Consider the following 15,503-nt stretch of genomic DNA (forward strand, 5'->3'; position numbering starts at 1 on the left):
GCGTCGTGCGTGGTTCGACAAGCTCACCATGAGGGAGGTGGTAGCGCTGCAACTCTGTTCTCCATGTTTATGTACAGGATTGCAGGTCTCTACCCATCCTCATGGTGAGCTTCCTGAGCCTGTCGAAGGGCGAACCACGCACCGCCTCAAAGCAGGGCGCCCTAAAACTCCACACCCTTCTGCGCTTTCACGCCGGCGGCGAAATGATGCTTCACCTGCCCCATTTCGGTGACGAGGTCGGCGGCCTCGGTCAATAGCGGCTTGGCGTTGCGGCCGGTCACGACCACATGAAGGTCGTCGCGCCGGTCGGTCAGCGCGGTCACGACACGCTCAAGATCGAGATAGTCGTAGCGCAGTGCGATGTTCAGCTCGTCGAGAACGACCAGACCGATGGTCGGGTCGGCCATCAGTTCCTCGGCCTTTTCCCATGCCCGCTCGGCGGCGGCGATATCGCGCTCGAGATCCTGCGTTTCCCATGTGAAGCCCTCACCCATCGTGTGCCAGGAGACCTGATCGCCAAAGGCGGCAAAGGCATCCTTCTCACCGCAGTGCCAGGCACCCTTGATGAACTGCACGACACCCACCCGGCGACCATGGCCGAGCATGCGCAGCGCAAGACCGAAGGCGGCGGTGGATTTGCCCTTGCCCGGCCCCGTATTGACGATCAGAAGCCCCTTCTCGACCGTCTTGTCGCGCACCTCGGCATCCTGAACCGCCTTGCGTTTGGCCATCTTTGCCTTGTGGCGCTCGGCTTCGTTTGCGTCGATCTCTCGCATGTCACTTCACTTTCATGGGAAGGCCGGCAACCACCAGCGTGACGCTGTCGGCAGTGGCGGCGACTTTCTGGTTCAGGAACCCCGCCTCATCGCGGAAACGGCGTCCGAGCGGGGTTTCGGGCACGATGCCGAAGCCGACCTCATTGGAAACGAGAACCGTGGTTCCTTCTCTTGCGGCAAAAGCTGCAACCAGTCTCTCGGCGGCAGGCTGCAGCTCATGGTCGTTCAGCATGAGATTGCTGAGCCACAGGGTCAGGCAATCGACCAGAACCGTTTCGCGGGCCGGCAATTTCTCAAGTACGCCCGGCAGGTCGAGCGGGGCGTCGTGCGTCTGCCACGCCCCCGCCCCCGCCTCCTTGCGCCGCGCGCGGTGCATGGCGATGCGTTCGCGCATCTCGTCATCGAAGGCCTGCGCCGTGGCGATGTAGTGCCAGGGCGCGGGTGCGGCCTCGATCAGCGTCTCGGCATGGCGGCTCTTGCCGGAGCGCGCGCCGCCCAGAACGAAATGAAGGGATCGCATCGCTATTTTGCCGGCTCAGCCGACAAGATGCCCGGCAAGGAAGGTCACGCCGACGCCAAGGATGGCGGCACCGGCAAGCCGGGGCTGCATGGCCTCGACGGCCCAGCCGCGCGAACGGACCAGAAAATAGACGCCAAGCGCGATGACGCTCTGGATTGCGGCAAGGCCGGCGAGATAGGCGATGAGCGGCGTCTCTTCGCTGCCGACGATGGCTTCGCCGAAGGCATAGCCATGGAACAAGCCGACCACCAGGAACAGGGCGAAGACGAGGATTTGGTTCTCCACCGCCCGGCCGCGCGCCAGAAGCCAGCCGCCGGCAAGAACGCTTGCCGCGATGATGATTTCCGCCGCCGGCAGATCAAGTAGCATCAGGTGCAGACCGACGCCGATCAGCGAACCGGCGACGAACAGAAGCGGCGCAAAAAGGCTCATGCCGGCAACGGCAGCCAACAGGCCGGCGGCGACGATGAAGGCCAGATGATCGAGCCCGATCACGGGATGCGCCAGACCCGAGACCAGTCCCTCATAGAGGGTCGTGGGCGTCTGCCCGTCCATGGCGTGATGGGCCTCGGCGCTGGTTGCGAAGAGCGATGCAAAAGCGAATACGGAAAAAATGCGTGCGATACGCGTGGTCATGTCCGGTCCTTTCCCCTCCACCCGAGGGATACGGTGTTTCTTTCATGCTGTCGGCAGGTTTCCTGGCTTGCGGGTCGAAGCGTTTTCCAGCCTTCCCAAGGCGTCATGCCTCAGTGGCGATCAGGAAAACGCTCACCGCTTACAGTTGCGGGGGCAGCCATGGCCTTGGCGCATTTTGCGCCGCACCATGTTCCCTCTGGTCCGCTTCAGCGGAACCGACAGCGGCCCGACCATACAGGAACAGCCTCTTCCGGCAAACGCTTTCTTCACGCATTGACAGACGTGCCGGGCGAGCCATAAATGCGAGGCAGACGGTCCTCTTCCCTCAAGGGAGGAGGCTAAGAGGGAATGCGGTGCGGGCCTTGCCCAATGCCGCAGCTGTCCCCGCAACTGTAAGCGGAGAGCGCACCTGACACGCCACTGGGGCAACGCCCTGGGAAGGCTGGAGAGCGCGGCGACCCGTGAGCCAGGAAACCTGCCGTCTGAAAGTGAAATCCTGTCCGCCTGGCGGGTGTCCCGGGCAAGGAGTGTGCATTGTGATTGCCGATTGCGCCACCGCGCGCCTTCTCTCTGCCATTCATGGCAACCTTGCCCAAACGCGGCCTGAAAGGGCTTGCGTCTCCCTCGCCCGCATCCCCGCATTCACCACACTCCGTCTGAAGGATATCCCATGACCACGAGCTTCAATCGTGTGCCCTGCACCGTCGTGACCGGCTTTCTCGGTGCCGGCAAGACAACGCTCATCCGCAATGTGCTGGAAAACACCAAGGGCAAGCGGCTTGCCATCATCGTCAATGAATTCGGCGATGCGGGCGTCGATGGCGAGGTGCTGAAAGGTTGCGGGCTCGACACCTGTCCGGAGGAAAACGTTCTGGAACTGGCCAATGGCTGCATCTGCTGCACCGTGGCCGACGATTTCGTTCCGGCACTCGACCAGATCCTCGCGCGCGAACCGAAGGTGGATCACATCCTGATCGAGACCTCGGGTCTGGCCCTGCCCAAGCCGCTGGTGCAGGCATTTCAGTGGCCGGCCATCAAGAATCGCGTCACCGTTGATGGCGTCATCGCCGTGGTGGACGGGCCGGCGCTGGCCGACGGTCAGGTGGCGAACGACATGGATGCGCTCGCCGCGCAGCGCGCCGCGGACGATTCGCTCGACCATGACGATCCGGTCGAAGAGGTGTTCGACGATCAGGTGGCCTGCGCTGATCTGATCGTATTGTCCAAGAGCGACCTTCTGGACGCGGAAGGCAACGAGCGCGCCCGCGCGCGGATCGAAGACCATCTGGCGCGCAATGTGCAGATCGTGCCGAGCGCGCACGGCAAGGTGGACCCGGCGCTGCTGCTGGGCCTCGGCCTCGCGGTCGAGGACGATATCGAGAACCGCAAGACGCATCACGACGATGCGCATGACCACGAGCACGATGATTTCGATACATTCGTTGTCGATCTGCCATCGGTCCTGCGGCCTGAAGATCTGGAAGCGCGCGTCAACGCGGCGGTGGGAACCGGCGAGGTTCTGCGCCTCAAGGGGTTCGCCCATGTGAAGGGCAAGCCCATGCGCCTGCAGGTGCAGGCAGTTGGCCCGCGCGTTTCGCATCATTACGACCGCCCATGGAAGGCCGGCGAAGCCGCGGAAACGCGGCTCGTCGTGATCGGCCTCAAGGGCATCGACCGCGCGCGCATCGAAAGCCTTCTCTCGGCGTGATCCGATGCACATCCTCGCCACCACCACCGCTTCTCTCGACGATCTGATCGAGCCTGTCGATCTGCAACAATCGCCGGCGGATATGGTGGCGCTGTCGTTCACCGACAGCGATCTGGCGGGGATCGCCTCTGCATGGCAGGCCGGGCGCGAGGCCCTGCCCTCGCTGCGCCTTGCCGCGCTGCGCGATCTCAGACACCCCATGTCGGTCGATCTGTGGATCGACAACACGGCAGCGCATGCCCGCACCATTCTGGTGCGGGTTCTGGGCGGCTATGAGTGGTGGCGCTATGGCTGCGACCGGCTTTCCGCGCTGGCCCGGCAAAAGGGCATTGCGCTGGCATTGCTGCCCGGCGAATGCCATCAGGACGACCCGCGCCTTGCCGAGCGTTCCACCGTTTCGCCGGAAGCGCGCGCGGCGCTGCTCGCCTGCTTCCGCGAAGGCGGGCCGGACAATATGCGCGCGCTGACCATGCAGATGGCGCGCCTTGCGGGGCGGGATACCGAAGCGCCGGAGGCCGAACCGGTGGCCAAGGCCGGCTTCTATGCGCCGGGCCATGGCATTGTGGAGGCCGATTTTTTCGCCACGCTGCCCGGCAGGGCAATCGTTCCGATCCTCTTTTATCGCTCCATGCTGCTTGCCAGCGATGTCGCGCCCATCGATGCGCTGGTGGAGGCGCTTGAGGAACAGGGTCTTTGCGCCGTCCCGATCTTTGTTTCCAGCCTGCGCGACCCGGTTGCCGCCGGTTTCGTGCGCGACGCCGTGGAGACGTTGAAGCCGCAGGCGCTCATCACCGCAACGGCCTTTTCCAGCGGTGCGGAACCCGGCGAAAAAACACTGTTCGACCGGTTTGGCGTGCCGGTTTTTCAGGTGGTCACCGCCACCACGCGGCGCGAAGCGTGGCAGGAAGGCCAGCGCGGTCTGGCACCCGCCGACCTCGCCATGCATGTGGTGCTGCCGGAACTCGATGGCCGTCTGATGGCCGGCACGATTTCCTTCAAGGATGAGGCGGCGCTGGATGAAGGGCTTTCCTTCGGCGTTCAGCGCAACCGGCCCGAACCTGCGCGCATAAGGCAGGTGGCGGCAAGGATTGCCGCGCATCTGAAACTTGCCCGCACACCAAAGGTCGAGCGCCGCATCGTCATCCTGATCCCGGATTATCCAAGCGCGCCAGGGCGCACCGGCTATGCGGTGGGTCTCGACGTGCCGTCGAGCGTGCTTGCCATGCTGCACGACCTTGGCGAAGCGGGTTATGCGGTTGACGGTGTTCCGGAGACGCCAAGGGCGCTGATGCAGCGGCTTGAACAGGTTTCGGAAGCGCTTTCGCTGGAAGACTATCGTGCCGCTTTCGATGCACTGCCCGAAGAGGCGCGCGAGAAGCTGATCGCCACATGGGGACCGGCCGAAGACGATGCGGAGGATGGCGTCTTTCCGTTTCGCGCGGCACGGTTCGGCAATGTCACCGTGGCGCTTGCGCCGGACCGGGGGCGCTCGGCGGACCGACGCGTGGACTATCACGACCCGACCCTTGCGCCGCGCCATGCGCTCGTCGCCTTCGGCCACTGGATGCGGGAGGGGCTCGATGCCCATGCGCTGATCCATGTGGGCGCGCATGGCACGCTGGAATGGCTGCCGGGCAAGACCGTGGCGCTGACGGAAACCTGTTTTCCGGAGATCGTGGCTGGCGCGCTGCCGGTGGTCTATCCCTTCATCGTCAGCAATCCGGGCGAAGCCGCGCAGGCCAAGCGCCGCATTGGCGCGGTGACGCTGGGGCATCTGACGCCGCCGCTGGCGGGCGCAGGGCTTTCGCAGGACCAGCAGGAGCTGGAACGGCTGGTGGATGAATATGCGCAGGCTGACGGTCTGGACCGCCGCCGCCGCGACCGGCTGGCGCGGCTGATCGTGGAAACCGCCGAGCGCACCGGCCTGACCTGTGATGCCGGCGTTGAGGACACGGGCGACACGGATGCGGCTCTGATGCAGATCGACGCCTGGCTCTGCGATCTGAAAGATTTCGCCATCAAGGACGGGCTGCACATTTATGGCCGGGGCAGCGGCATGGATGAAGCGCCCGAACGCCGCGCCTGCGCGGAAAGCGAAAAGCGTGCGCTTCTGGCCGCACTCGATGGCAGACACATCGCGCCCGGCCCCTCCGGCGCGCCGGCGCGGGGGCGCACCGATGTTTTGCCGACCGGCCGCAACATCTTCACCGCCGACCCGCGCACGCTTCCCACGCCAACCGCAACCGCGCTTGGCAAAATGGCGGCGGACGAGGCCGTGCGCGGCTATCTGCAGGAGCATGGCGACTGGCCGCGCTCGCTGGTGATCGATCTCTGGGGCAGCGCCAGCCTGCGCACCGGCGGCGAGGAGATCGCACAGGGGCTGGCGCTGATGGGCTGCCGCCCGCAATGGGATCAGGCGACGGGCTGTGTAACGGGCATCGAAGTGCTGCCGCCGGCCAGCCTTGGCCGTCCGCGCATCGACGTGACCTGGCGTATCTCGGGTCTGTTTCGCGACATGTTTCCCACCCAGATCGCGCTGCTCGACACGGGCATCGCCGCCGTGGCCGCGCGTGACGAGGACGACAGCGAAAACCCGCTTGCCGCTGCCGCCCGGAAGGTCGGCAAGGCTCCGGCGCGTATTTTCGGCTCCGCTCCCGGCACCTATGGCGCGGGGCCGGAAGAAAAGCTGGCGCGCGGAAACTGGCAGGAGCGCGCCGAACTGGGACAAGCCTATCTCGCCGCCGGGGCCTATGCCTTCGGCGGTGCGGAGGGCGAAGGCCGGCTCGAAGACGGCGCGTTTGCACGGCAGGTGGCGGACGCCGACATGCTTCTCCACACCGGCGACGATGCCGGGCGCGACATTCTCGAAGGTTCGGCGGATGTGGCCTTTATCGGCGGGTTTGCGGCGGCGGTGGAAGCGCTGGGCGGCAAGGCCGATCTGGTGGTGCTCGACACGACCGATCCGGAGCGCCCGCGTGCCCGCTCTCTGGCGCAGGCCATTGCCCGCACCGTGCGTGCCCGCGCCGTCAATCCGCGCTTCATCGAAGGGCAGTTGCGCCATGGCCCGCGTGGCGCGGCGGAACTGACGGAAACGGTGGACCGGCTGATCGGCTTCGCCGAGACCACGGATGCGGTTTCAGGCAGCCTGATCGATGCCGTGTTCGATGCCTATCTCGGCGATGAGCGTGTGCGCGATTTCCTGCTTGAAGAGAACCCGGCGGCGGCCCGCGCCATGGCGGAACGGTTTCACGCTGCGCGAAGGCGCGGCCTCTGGCACCCGCGCCGCAACTCTGTCGATGCCGATCTGGCCGCACTTCTTGCGGAGGCGACGGCATGACGATGCGGCGCGGCGCATGCCCCACACTCTCCGCCCCCATGAAGACCGGCGACGGGCTGCTTGCGCGGATTGCGCCGGCCCATGGCGCGCTGACGCCTGAAAAACTTGCAGGCATCGCGCGGGCCGCGCGCCGTCATGGCAACGGTATTCTGGAAGTGACCGCGCGCGGCAAATTGCAGATACGCGGACTGACTACTGAGAGCGCCCCCCTGTTTGCCACGGAAATCAACGCGCTGGAGCTTGGTCCTGTGGATGGCTTTGCGGTGGAGACCGCACCGCTCGCCCCTCCTCCTCCGCTTGCGGAGCGCATCAATGCACATGTGGCAGAGCGTGGTTATGCTGCGCTGCTCGCCCCAAAGGTGTCGGTTACCGTGGATGAAGGCGGAGCGTTGCATCTCGATGCGATCAGCGCCGACATCAAACTCGTGGCGCTGGGCGATGGTTCCTGGCTAATCGGCCTTGGCGGCAATGGCGCGACGGCGCACTGGCTAGGCTCAGGCGATGAGCAGGCGGTGGGTGCTGTAGCGCTCACTGTGCTCGATCTTCTGGCGCAGACCGGCGGGCGGGCGCGCGATTTCACGCAGGCGCAGAAGGATGCGCTCCGGACGGGACTTGATCCATCTGCGGAATATCCAGCACGGGCTGATAGCGCGCCGGTTGGTCGGTTCGCGCTAGAAGGCGGGGAAAGTGCGCTGGGCATCGCCCTGCCCTTCGGTCAGATCGCGGCGGAGGCCCTTATTGCGCTCTGCGAGGTTGCCAGCGATGCACGGGACATTCGCCTCGCGCCACGCAGCGGCCTGTTGCTGCTCGGTCTCAACGACGCCCGACACAAGGAGGTGCTTCAGGCAGCTCACGCCTTTGGCTTTGTCACGGACGCGCATGATCCCCGCCTCTTCATAGCCGCCTGCGCCGGCGCGCCCGCCTGCGCTTCAGCGCGGTTCGATGCCAAGGCGCTTGCCGCCGAGGCGGCTGCGGCGGGTCTGCCCGATGGCCCGTTCCGCCTTCACCTTTCGGCCTGCGAAAAAGGATGCGCCCAGCCCGCCGGGGCTGCGGTGAACCTGATCGCGATTGAAGGTGGCTGCACCCTTTCCTGCGTCGGCGCAAAGCCTTCCGAACGCCTTCGCACCTTCCTCATCGAGCGTGGCGAAACGCTGCGCGCCGCCCTTCTTCGAAAGTCAGGCTGAATGCAAGAAACCGAGTACATACGCGACGGCAACGCAATCTATGAAAAGTCGTTCGCGATCATCCGCGCCGAGGCCGATCTCGCGCGCTTCAGCGCGGAAGAGGCCGATGTGGCCATCCGCATGATCCATGCCTGCGGGCTTGTGGAGGCCGCAAGACATTTCGTCTTTTCCGAAGGGTTCGTGGCGGCTGGCCGCGCGGCGCTGAAAGCCGGTGCGCCGATCCTGTGCGATGCGGAGATGGTGGCGCGCGGTGTGACGCGCACGCGGCTGCCCGCCGAAAACGATGTGATCTGCACCCTGCGCGATGCGCGCACGCCGGAGCTTGCGCGGGAGCTCGGAAACACGCGTTCCGCTGCCGCGCTGGAACTGTGGCGCGGGCACATGGAGGGCGCGGTGGTGGCCATCGGCAACGCGCCGACCGCGCTCTTCTACCTGCTCGACATGCTGCGCGCCGGTGCGCCGAAGCCTGCCGCCATCATCGGCATGCCGGTCGGTTTCGTCGGAGCGATGGAATCCAAGGAAGCGCTGGCCGAGAGCGGGCTTGGCATTCCCTTCGCCATCGTGCGTGGTCGCATGGGCGGCAGCGCCATGACCGCGGCGGCCATCAACGCACTTGCGAGGGCCGGACTGTGAGCGGAACCCTGATTGGTGTCGGCACCGGACCCGGCGATCCCGAACTCATCACCGTCAAGGCGCTGAAAGCGCTGGAGCGGGCGGATGTGGTGGCCTACTTCGCCAAGCGTGGGCGCAGGGGCAATGCCCGCCGCACGGTCGAGGGGCTTTTACCGGAAGGCATCGAGGAGCTGCCGCTCGAATATCCCGTCACGACCGAGATCGACAAGACCGACCCGCGCTACATCGCGGCCATCACCGGCTTTTACGAAGCTTCGGCGCGCGCGGTGGAAACGCATCTGAATGCGGGGCGCACGGTTGCCGTTCTGAGCGAGGGCGATCCGCTGTTCTACGGCTCCTACATGCATCTGCATGTGCGGCTTGCCGCGCACTATCCGGCGGAGGTGATCCCCGGCATCACGGCCATGTCCGGCTGCTGGTCGCAGGCAGGCATCGCCATCGTTCAGGGCGACGACATCATGACGGTTCTTCCCGGCACGCTTGCCGAAGACGAGCTGGCGCGCCGCGTGAGCGATACGGAAGCCTTCGTCATCATGAAGGTGGGGCGCAATCTGCCGAAAATCCGCCGGGCGCTGGCCCGCGCCGGCAGGCTTGGCGGCACCGTCTATGTGGAACGCGGCACGATGGACAACACAAGCATGACGCCGCTCGCCGACAAGGCCGACGACACCGCGCCCTATTTCTCGCTCGTGCTCGGACCGGGCTGGCAGGCCAGGCCGCAGGAGGGCGTGGCATGAGCGGGCGTCTCGTCGTCATAGGCACCGGCCCCGGAAAACCGGCACAGACGACGCCGGAGGCGCGCGTGGCCATTGCGGCCGCAAGCGATTTCTTTGGCTACGGTCCCTATCTCGACCGGCTCGAACTGAACGATGGCCAGACCCGTCACGCCTCCGACAACCGGGAAGAGCTGGCCCGCGCGAAGGCGGCGCTCACGATGGCCGCCGAAGGCAGGCACGTGGCCGTGGTTTCGGGCGGGGATGCAGGTGTTTTCGCCATGGCGGCGGCCGTGTGCGAGGCCATCGAGCACGGGCCGCAGGAATGGCGCGCGCTCGATCTGGAGATCGTGCCGGGGCTGACGGCCATGCTTGCGGTGGCGGCCCGCGTGGGCGCGCCGCTCGGCCATGATTTCTGCGCCATATCGCTTTCGGACAATCTGAAGCCCTGGGACCTGATCGAAACCCGGCTGGCTGCGGCTGCCGGTGCGGGCTTCGTGATCGCGCTCTACAATCCGATCAGCCGCGCCCGGCCCTGGCAGCTTGGCCGCGCCTTTGAACTGTTGAATGGCATTCTGCCGGCCTCCACGCCGGTCGTGTTCGGCCGCGCCGCAGGCCGGCCCGACGAGCGCATGGCGATTGTTCCGCTCAATGAGGCGCGTGGCGAGATGGCCGATATGGCCACCTGCGTCATCATCGGTTCGCCAGAAACACGCCTGATCGAGCGCTCCGGCAAACCGCCGCTGGTCTATGCGCCGCGCTCGGCGACGGGAGCCGCCAGATGAGCATCGATCGCGCCCATCGCATCTTCGATGTCGGCCACGACGGCTGCGCCAGTCGGTTTTGGCCGGTCGATCATGATCACCGGCAGGCCGAGCCTGCGCGCGGCTGCGATCTTGCCATAGGTCGCGGCGCCGCCGCTGTTCTTGGCGACCACGATGTCGATACGATGATCGGCGAGCAGCGCGATTTCATCGTTTTCGGAGAATGGACCGCGCGCCAGAATGCATGCGGCATTCGCCGGCAGGTGGGACGGTTCGACCGGCTCCACGCTGCGCACCAGATAATGATGCTGCGCCGCCGCGCGAAACATTTGAACTTCCTGCCGGCCAATGGCCAGAAAGACGCGACGGGGCTCAGGGCCGAGCAGCGTTGCCGCTTCGGCCATGCCGGACGCGATCTGCCAGTTGTCGTCGGCGACCGGCTGCCAGGCGGGACGCATGAGCGTGATGAGCGGCACGCCGGTCAGGTGGGCCGCTTCCGCCGCATTGCGCGCCATGCGCGCGGCGAAGGGATGCGTGGCGTCCACCATCAGGTCGATGCCTTCGTCCTCGAGGTAACGCGCAAGCCCATCGGCCCCGCCGAAACCGCCAACACGCACCTCGCCCTGCAAGGCTTCCGGTGTGCTTGTGCGCCCGGCAAGCGAGGTGATGACACGCAGCGCGCTGCGCGCGCAGAGCCGCTCCGCGAGCCGCCGCGCTTCGCCTGTTCCACCGAGAATGAGAAGGGTCTGCTTTGCCATGACGTCTTCTAGAGCATTTTTGAGTCAAGCGGAAACCTCAAGGCGCTGGCTTACCATCGTGGGGATCGGCGAGGACGGATTGGCCGGACTTGGCGGGGAAGCACGCCGCGCGATTGCCGATGCGGAGATCGTGTTCGGGGGTGCGCGGCATCTTGAACTTGCGGCAGAGGAGATTGTGGGCGAGAGGCGTCCATGGCCCTCCCCCTTCGGCAAGGCGCTCGATGAGATCGAAGCGTTGAGAGGCAAGAAGGTCTGCGTGCTCGCTTCAGGCGATCCGTTTCACTTCGGTGTGGGTGCGACGCTGACGCGGCGCATTCCGGCGGATGAGATGCGCGTCTTTTCTGCGCCTTCTTCCTTCGCGCTTGCTGCTGCCCGGCTTGGCTGGCCGCTGCAATCGGTCGAGACGGTTTCGCTGCATGGCAGGCCCGTTGCGCTGATCCGCCCGCTGCTTCATCCCGGCGCGCGCATTCTCGCGCTCACATCCGATGGCGCGGCTCCGGCTGCGATTGCGGAGCTGATCACGGGAGAGGGTTTTGGCCCCTCTCGCTTTCACGTTCTGGAAGCGCTGGGGGGCGCGCGCGAAAAGCAGGTCAGCTTCATGGCTTCCGCGCTTTCCGCAGACGGTTTTGACGATCTGAACCTGGTCGCCATCGAGGTGGCGGCGGATGAGGATGCGCGCATCCTGCCGCTTGGAACCGGGCTTGAAGACGGGCTTTTCGAGCATGACGGGCAGATCACCAAAGCGGAGGTGCGGGCTATCACGCTTTCCGCGCTTGCCCCGAAACGCGGTGAACGGCTCTGGGACATCGGAGCGGGTTCAGGCTCCATTTCCATCGAATGGCTGCGGCAGCACGCATCGCTCAGCGCCATCGCCATTGAGGCGGACGGGGAGCGGGCGGCGCGCATTGCCCGCAATGCGGAGCGCATGGGCGTGCCGCAGCTCACTGTGGTTGAGGGAAAGGCTCCCGCCGCGCTCGCGGGCCTTGCCGCGCCCGATGTGGTTTTCATCGGTGGCGGGGCGACCGTGCCGGGGCTGATGGAAGCGGCGATTGCTGCTCTTGGGAGCGGAGGTCGCCTTGTCGCAAACGGGGTGACGCTCGAAACGCAGGCGCTTCTGATCGACTGCCATGGGCGGCACGGCGGGGAACTGATCGAGATCGCCATCGCGCGCGCGGCCCCCGTTGGCGGCATGACGGCGCTGCGCCCGGCCATGCCGGTGCTTCAATGGCGCTGGAGGAAACCATGATCTGCGCCGGGTTTGGAGCCAGAAAGGGCGTCACGCGTGACGCGGTTCTTGCCGCGCTCGACGCCGCTCTGGCAACGCATGACATCGCACGGGACAGGCTCGACGCGCTGGCGACCGTGCCCCGGAAACGGGACGAGCCCGGCCTGACGGATGCTGCAAAGGCGCTCGGCCTGCCGCTTGTCATTGCTGACGAAGCTGCACTGCAGGCGGCGGCGACGCACTGCCTGACCCGCTCGGAACAGGCGCTCTCCGCCACTCGCCTGCCATCGGCCTCGGAGGCGGCGGCGCTGGCCGTCTGCGGCCCAGCCGCCCGGCTTCTCGGGCCGAGGCTCACACTTGACGGCGTGACCTGCGCCATCGCGACCACCGGAAGACAATCATGACCGTTCATTTCATTGGCGCCGGACCGGGCGCTGCCGACCTCATCACCGTTCGCGGCCGCGACCTGATCGCGCGTTGCCCGGTCTGCCTTTATGCCGGTTCGCTGGTGCCGGAGGAGTTGCTCGCCCATTGCCCGCCGGGAGCGCGCATCGTCAACACCGCGCCCATGTCGCTGGAAGAGATCGAGGCGGAATATATCCGCGCCCATGAAGCGGGCGAGGACATTGCCCGGCTGCATTCGGGCGATCTTTCCGTCTGGAGCGCGGTTGCCGAACAGCTCCGCCGTCTTGCCGCACTCGGCATCGATTACACGCTGACGCCGGGCGTGCCTTCCTTCTCGGCGGCTGCGGCGGCGCTGGGACGCGAGCTGACCATTCCGGAAGTGACGCAGAGCCTTGTTCTGACCCGCATTTCCGGCCGCGCCTCGAAAATGCCAGCAGGGGAAACACTGGCCAATTTCGCGGCCACGGGTACGACGCTCGCGATCCATCTCGCCATTCACGCGCTGGACCGTGTGGTGGCGGAGCTGACCCCGCATTACGGCCCCGACTGCCCGGTCGCAATCGTCGCTCGCGCTAGCTGGGCGGATGAGCGCATTCTGCGCGGCACGCTTTCCACCATCGAAGCGGAGATGGCGAAAGATCCCATCGAGCGCACGGCGCTCATTCTCGTCGGGCCGGGGCTGGGCGCGGAGGATTTTCGCGAAAGCGCGCTCTACAGCGCCGATTACCAGCGCCGGTTTCGCGGGCGGGCGGGATTATGAGTTTGCTCGAGGCGCTCAACCGCCTGCCCTTTGAACCAACGCCCTTCGAGCCGGGCCATGTGTGGCTTGCGGGTGCTGGCCCCGGTGGCTTTGCCTGCCTGACACTCGGTGTTCTGGCCGCGCTCGATGCGGCGGATGTGGTGATTTATGACGCGTTGGTGGATCCAGAGGTCCTGAAAGCCGCGCCCCAGGCCCGACATATCTTTGTCGGCAAACGCGCCGGCCAGCCTTCCACGGCGCAGGATGAAATCAACCGGCTGATGGTGGCCGAGGCCGAGGCGGGGCACAGGGTTCTGCGGCTGAAAGGCGGCGACCCGAACATGTTTGGCCGTGGCGGCGAAGAAGCGCTGGTGCTGGCGCTTGCCGGCATTCCCTTCCGCTTTCTGCCGGGCATCACCTCGGCGGTGGGCGCACTTGCCGATGCGGGCATTCCCGCCACCATGCGCGGGGTGAACAAGGCGGTGATTTTCGCCACCGGCCACGCCGCCGGCACGCCGGACGATCTGGACTGGGCGGCGCTGGCAAAAACGGGGCAGCCCATCGTCATCTATATGGGGATGCACAAGCTTGCCCTGATCGTGGACGCACTCACCTCCGGCGGCATGGCGGGCGACACGCCCGCCGCCCTCATCATGAATGCGACCAAGCCGGATGAGCGCATCCTCACCACCACGCTCTCGTCCCTTGTTTCGCAAGCGGAAGAGCAGGGCTTCGGCTCCCCTTCCATCATCGTGATCGGCGGCATCGTCGCGCTGCGCGAGGCGCTGTCATGACAGCGCGGGCGATCATCATCGGCGCGGCGCGTTCGGGCTCGGGCAAGACCAGCGTCACCATCGGCCTGATGCGCGCGCTCAAAAGGCGCGGTCTTGCCGTGCGGGGCGCGAAATCCGGCCCCGACTATATCGATCCCGGCTTTCATCAGGCGGCGACGGGGCATCCCGGCGTCAATCTGGATAGCTGGGCCATGCACCCGGATCTGCTCGCCCATCTTGGAAGCCGGCAAAGCGAGCATGCCGATATGCTGCTCATCGAAAGCGCGATGGGCCTGTTCGACGGCATCGTTTCGGAACCGGGACGATCCGGTGCGGCAGCCGACATCGCGCGGCTTTATGATGTGCCCTGCCTTGTCATTCTCGATGTGTCCGGCCAGTCGCAGACGGCTGCTGCGCTGGCAAAGGGGTTCGCCGCCTACGACCCGAAGGTGCGGATTGCCGGCGTGGTGCTCAATCAGGTGGCGAGCCCACGCCATGAAGCGATGGCGCGCGATGCCATCGAGGCCATCGGCATTCCGGTTCTGGGCGCGGTCTACCGCAACCCGGACATGGCGTTGCCGGAGCGGCATCTGGGCCTTGTGCAGGCGAGCGAACATGCCGCGCTGGAAGCTTTCATCGAGCGGCTTGCCGATGTGATGGAAGAGGCCATCGACCTCGACGCCGTGATGAAAGCCGCCGTGCCGCTTTCCATGCAGGCGGGCGATGCGGCGCGGCTTCTGCCACCGCCGGGGCAACGCATCGCCATCGCGCAGGATGCCGCTTTCAGCTTCCTCTATCCGCATCTCGCCCGGCACTGGCGCGAGGCGGGGGCCGAGCTTCTGCCCTTTTCGCCGCTTGCCGATGAGGGACCGGCGGAAAGCGCTGACGCCTGCTGGCTGCCGGGTGGGTATCCCGAACTTCATGCGGGGCGGATTGCTGCTGCGGAGAATTTTCGCGCGTCGATGAAGGCTTTCGCGGAGAACCGACCCATACACGGCGAGTGCGGCGGGTTCATGGTTCTGGGTGAGGCGCTGGAGGATGCCGAGGGCGTTCGCCACACCATGCTGGGTCTGCTCGGTCATGTGACGAGCTATGCGAAGCGCAAGATGAACCTCGGCTACCGGCAGGCAACGCTCATGAGCGACTGCGCCATCGGCAGCAAGGGCGAGACGATCCGTGGTCATGAGTTCCACTATTCGCGGCTGGTGGAGCCGGGCAGCGATGCGCCGCTCGCCATGCTGGCGGATGGGCAGGGCCGCGACCTCGGTCCCTCCGGCGCGCGGCGCGGGCATGTGTCGGGCACCTATTTCCACGCCATAGCGCGGAGTTGAC

15 protein-coding genes and 2 riboswitches are annotated in these 15,503 nt (G+C 66.1%); of the genes, 11 read left to right on the plus strand and 4 right to left on the minus strand.

Features of this window, described 5'->3' with window-relative positions:
• Positions 1–161: 161 nt before the first annotated feature.
• From cobO to AC07E3_RS09545, 3 genes are read right to left on the minus strand one after another with little or no spacing between them, the layout of a single operon-like run.
• Entirely contained in the window at positions 162–776 is a 615-nt protein-coding gene (cobO, locus tag AC07E3_RS09535) for a cob(I)yrinic acid a,c-diamide adenosyltransferase (RefSeq protein WP_478361475.1), read from the minus strand.
• 1 nt (position 777) lies between these two features.
• Positions 778–1,296, minus strand: a complete 519-nt coding sequence (gene cobU, locus AC07E3_RS09540; RefSeq protein ID WP_478361477.1) for a bifunctional adenosylcobinamide kinase/adenosylcobinamide-phosphate guanylyltransferase — start codon at positions 1,294–1,296, stop codon at positions 778–780.
• A 15-nt stretch (positions 1,297–1,311) separates the two neighbouring features.
• Positions 1,312–1,932, minus strand: coding sequence for a HupE/UreJ family protein (locus tag AC07E3_RS09545; protein ID WP_478361479.1), 621 nt, complete (start codon positions 1,930–1,932; stop codon positions 1,312–1,314).
• A 35-nt stretch (positions 1,933–1,967) separates the two neighbouring features.
• A riboswitch (cobalamin riboswitch) is annotated at positions 1,968–2,167 on the minus strand.
• A 60-nt stretch (positions 2,168–2,227) separates the two neighbouring features.
• Positions 2,228–2,429: riboswitch (cobalamin riboswitch) on the plus strand.
• A 173-nt stretch (positions 2,430–2,602) separates the two neighbouring features.
• Between AC07E3_RS09545 and cobW the strand changes: the two genes are divergently transcribed.
• From cobW to AC07E3_RS09575, 6 genes are read left to right on the plus strand one after another with little or no spacing between them, the layout of a single operon-like run.
• Entirely contained in the window at positions 2,603–3,640 is a 1,038-nt protein-coding gene (gene cobW / locus AC07E3_RS09550) for a cobalamin biosynthesis protein CobW (RefSeq protein ID WP_478361481.1), read from the plus strand.
• 4 nt (positions 3,641–3,644) lie between these two features.
• Complete coding sequence (cobN, locus tag AC07E3_RS09555; protein WP_478361483.1) at positions 3,645–6,977, plus strand: cobaltochelatase subunit CobN; 3,333 nt, start codon at positions 3,645–3,647, stop codon at positions 6,975–6,977.
• Positions 6,974–8,161, plus strand: coding sequence for a precorrin-3B synthase (cobG, locus tag AC07E3_RS09560; protein ID WP_478361485.1), 1,188 nt, complete (start codon positions 6,974–6,976; stop codon positions 8,159–8,161). The genes cobN and cobG overlap by 4 nt, the downstream gene beginning before the upstream one ends.
• On the plus strand, positions 8,162–8,794 hold the full coding sequence (locus AC07E3_RS09565; protein ID WP_478361487.1) for a precorrin-8X methylmutase: 633 nt from the start codon (positions 8,162–8,164) through the stop codon (positions 8,792–8,794).
• The gene (locus AC07E3_RS09570) at positions 8,791–9,531 is read left to right on the plus strand and encodes a precorrin-2 C(20)-methyltransferase (RefSeq protein ID WP_478361490.1); all 741 of its coding nucleotides are present in this window, start codon (positions 8,791–8,793) and stop codon (positions 9,529–9,531) included. Before AC07E3_RS09565 ends, AC07E3_RS09570 begins: the two co-directional genes overlap by 4 nt.
• Positions 9,528–10,292, plus strand: coding sequence for a precorrin-3B C(17)-methyltransferase (locus tag AC07E3_RS09575; RefSeq protein WP_478361492.1), 765 nt, complete (start codon positions 9,528–9,530; stop codon positions 10,290–10,292). The genes AC07E3_RS09570 and AC07E3_RS09575 overlap by 4 nt, the downstream gene beginning before the upstream one ends.
• On the opposite strand, the gene AC07E3_RS09580 is transcribed toward AC07E3_RS09575, so the two are convergent.
• Positions 10,256–11,029, minus strand: a complete 774-nt coding sequence (locus AC07E3_RS09580) for a cobalt-precorrin-6A reductase (RefSeq protein ID WP_478361494.1) — start codon at positions 11,027–11,029, stop codon at positions 10,256–10,258. The two genes, AC07E3_RS09575 and AC07E3_RS09580, sit on opposite strands and share 37 nt — an antisense overlap.
• Here AC07E3_RS09580 and cbiE point away from each other — a divergent pair.
• The 5 genes from cbiE to AC07E3_RS09605 are packed head-to-tail and all read left to right on the plus strand — an operon-like array spanning position 11,028 to position 15,502.
• Positions 11,028–12,275 (plus strand): precorrin-6y C5,15-methyltransferase (decarboxylating) subunit CbiE, encoded by a 1,248-nt coding sequence (cbiE, locus tag AC07E3_RS09585; protein WP_478361496.1) that lies wholly within the window; start codon positions 11,028–11,030, stop codon positions 12,273–12,275. The genes AC07E3_RS09580 and cbiE overlap by 2 nt on opposite strands.
• The gene (locus AC07E3_RS09590) at positions 12,254–12,658 is read left to right on the plus strand and encodes a cobalamin biosynthesis protein (RefSeq protein ID WP_478361498.1); all 405 of its coding nucleotides are present in this window, start codon (positions 12,254–12,256) and stop codon (positions 12,656–12,658) included. Before cbiE ends, AC07E3_RS09590 begins: the two co-directional genes overlap by 22 nt.
• Entirely contained in the window at positions 12,655–13,419 is a 765-nt protein-coding gene (cobM, locus tag AC07E3_RS09595) for a precorrin-4 C(11)-methyltransferase (protein WP_478361500.1), read from the plus strand. Before AC07E3_RS09590 ends, cobM begins: the two co-directional genes overlap by 4 nt.
• Positions 13,416–14,192, plus strand: a complete 777-nt coding sequence (gene cobA, locus AC07E3_RS09600; protein WP_478361502.1) for a uroporphyrinogen-III C-methyltransferase — start codon at positions 13,416–13,418, stop codon at positions 14,190–14,192. The genes cobM and cobA overlap by 4 nt, the downstream gene beginning before the upstream one ends.
• Positions 14,189–15,502: a cobyrinate a,c-diamide synthase gene (locus AC07E3_RS09605; RefSeq protein ID WP_478361504.1), complete on the plus strand. Its 1,314-nt coding sequence runs from the start codon at positions 14,189–14,191 to the stop codon at positions 15,500–15,502. The genes cobA and AC07E3_RS09605 overlap by 4 nt, the downstream gene beginning before the upstream one ends.
• The last annotated feature ends 1 nt before the right edge of the window (position 15,503 follow it).

The sequence above is a fragment of the Nitratireductor lacus genome (assembly GCF_056431025.1).

Coding starts and splice junctions, on each gene's coding strand:
- cobO (WP_478361475.1), bottom strand. CDS start 776: ATGCGAGAGATCGACGCAAACGAAGCCGAGCGCCACAAGGCAAAGATG.
- cobU (WP_478361477.1), bottom strand. CDS start 1,296: ATGCGATCCCTTCATTTCGTTCTGGGCGGCGCGCGCTCCGGCAAGAGC.
- AC07E3_RS09545 (WP_478361479.1), bottom strand. CDS start 1,932: ATGACCACGCGTATCGCACGCATTTTTTCCGTATTCGCTTTTGCATCG.
- cobW (WP_478361481.1), top strand. CDS start 2,603: ATGACCACGAGCTTCAATCGTGTGCCCTGCACCGTCGTGACCGGCTTT.
- cobN (WP_478361483.1), top strand. CDS start 3,645: ATGCACATCCTCGCCACCACCACCGCTTCTCTCGACGATCTGATCGAG.
- cobG (WP_478361485.1), top strand. CDS start 6,974: ATGACGATGCGGCGCGGCGCATGCCCCACACTCTCCGCCCCCATGAAG.
- AC07E3_RS09565 (WP_478361487.1), top strand. CDS start 8,162: ATGCAAGAAACCGAGTACATACGCGACGGCAACGCAATCTATGAAAAG.
- AC07E3_RS09575 (WP_478361492.1), top strand. CDS start 9,528: ATGAGCGGGCGTCTCGTCGTCATAGGCACCGGCCCCGGAAAACCGGCA.
- cbiE (WP_478361496.1), top strand. CDS start 11,028: ATGACGTCTTCTAGAGCATTTTTGAGTCAAGCGGAAACCTCAAGGCGC.
- AC07E3_RS09580 (WP_478361494.1), bottom strand. CDS start 11,029: ATGGCAAAGCAGACCCTTCTCATTCTCGGTGGAACAGGCGAAGCGCGG.
- AC07E3_RS09590 (WP_478361498.1), top strand. CDS start 12,254: ATGGCGCTGGAGGAAACCATGATCTGCGCCGGGTTTGGAGCCAGAAAG.
- cobM (WP_478361500.1), top strand. CDS start 12,655: ATGACCGTTCATTTCATTGGCGCCGGACCGGGCGCTGCCGACCTCATC.
- cobA (WP_478361502.1), top strand. CDS start 13,416: ATGAGTTTGCTCGAGGCGCTCAACCGCCTGCCCTTTGAACCAACGCCC.
- AC07E3_RS09605 (WP_478361504.1), top strand. CDS start 14,189: ATGACAGCGCGGGCGATCATCATCGGCGCGGCGCGTTCGGGCTCGGGC.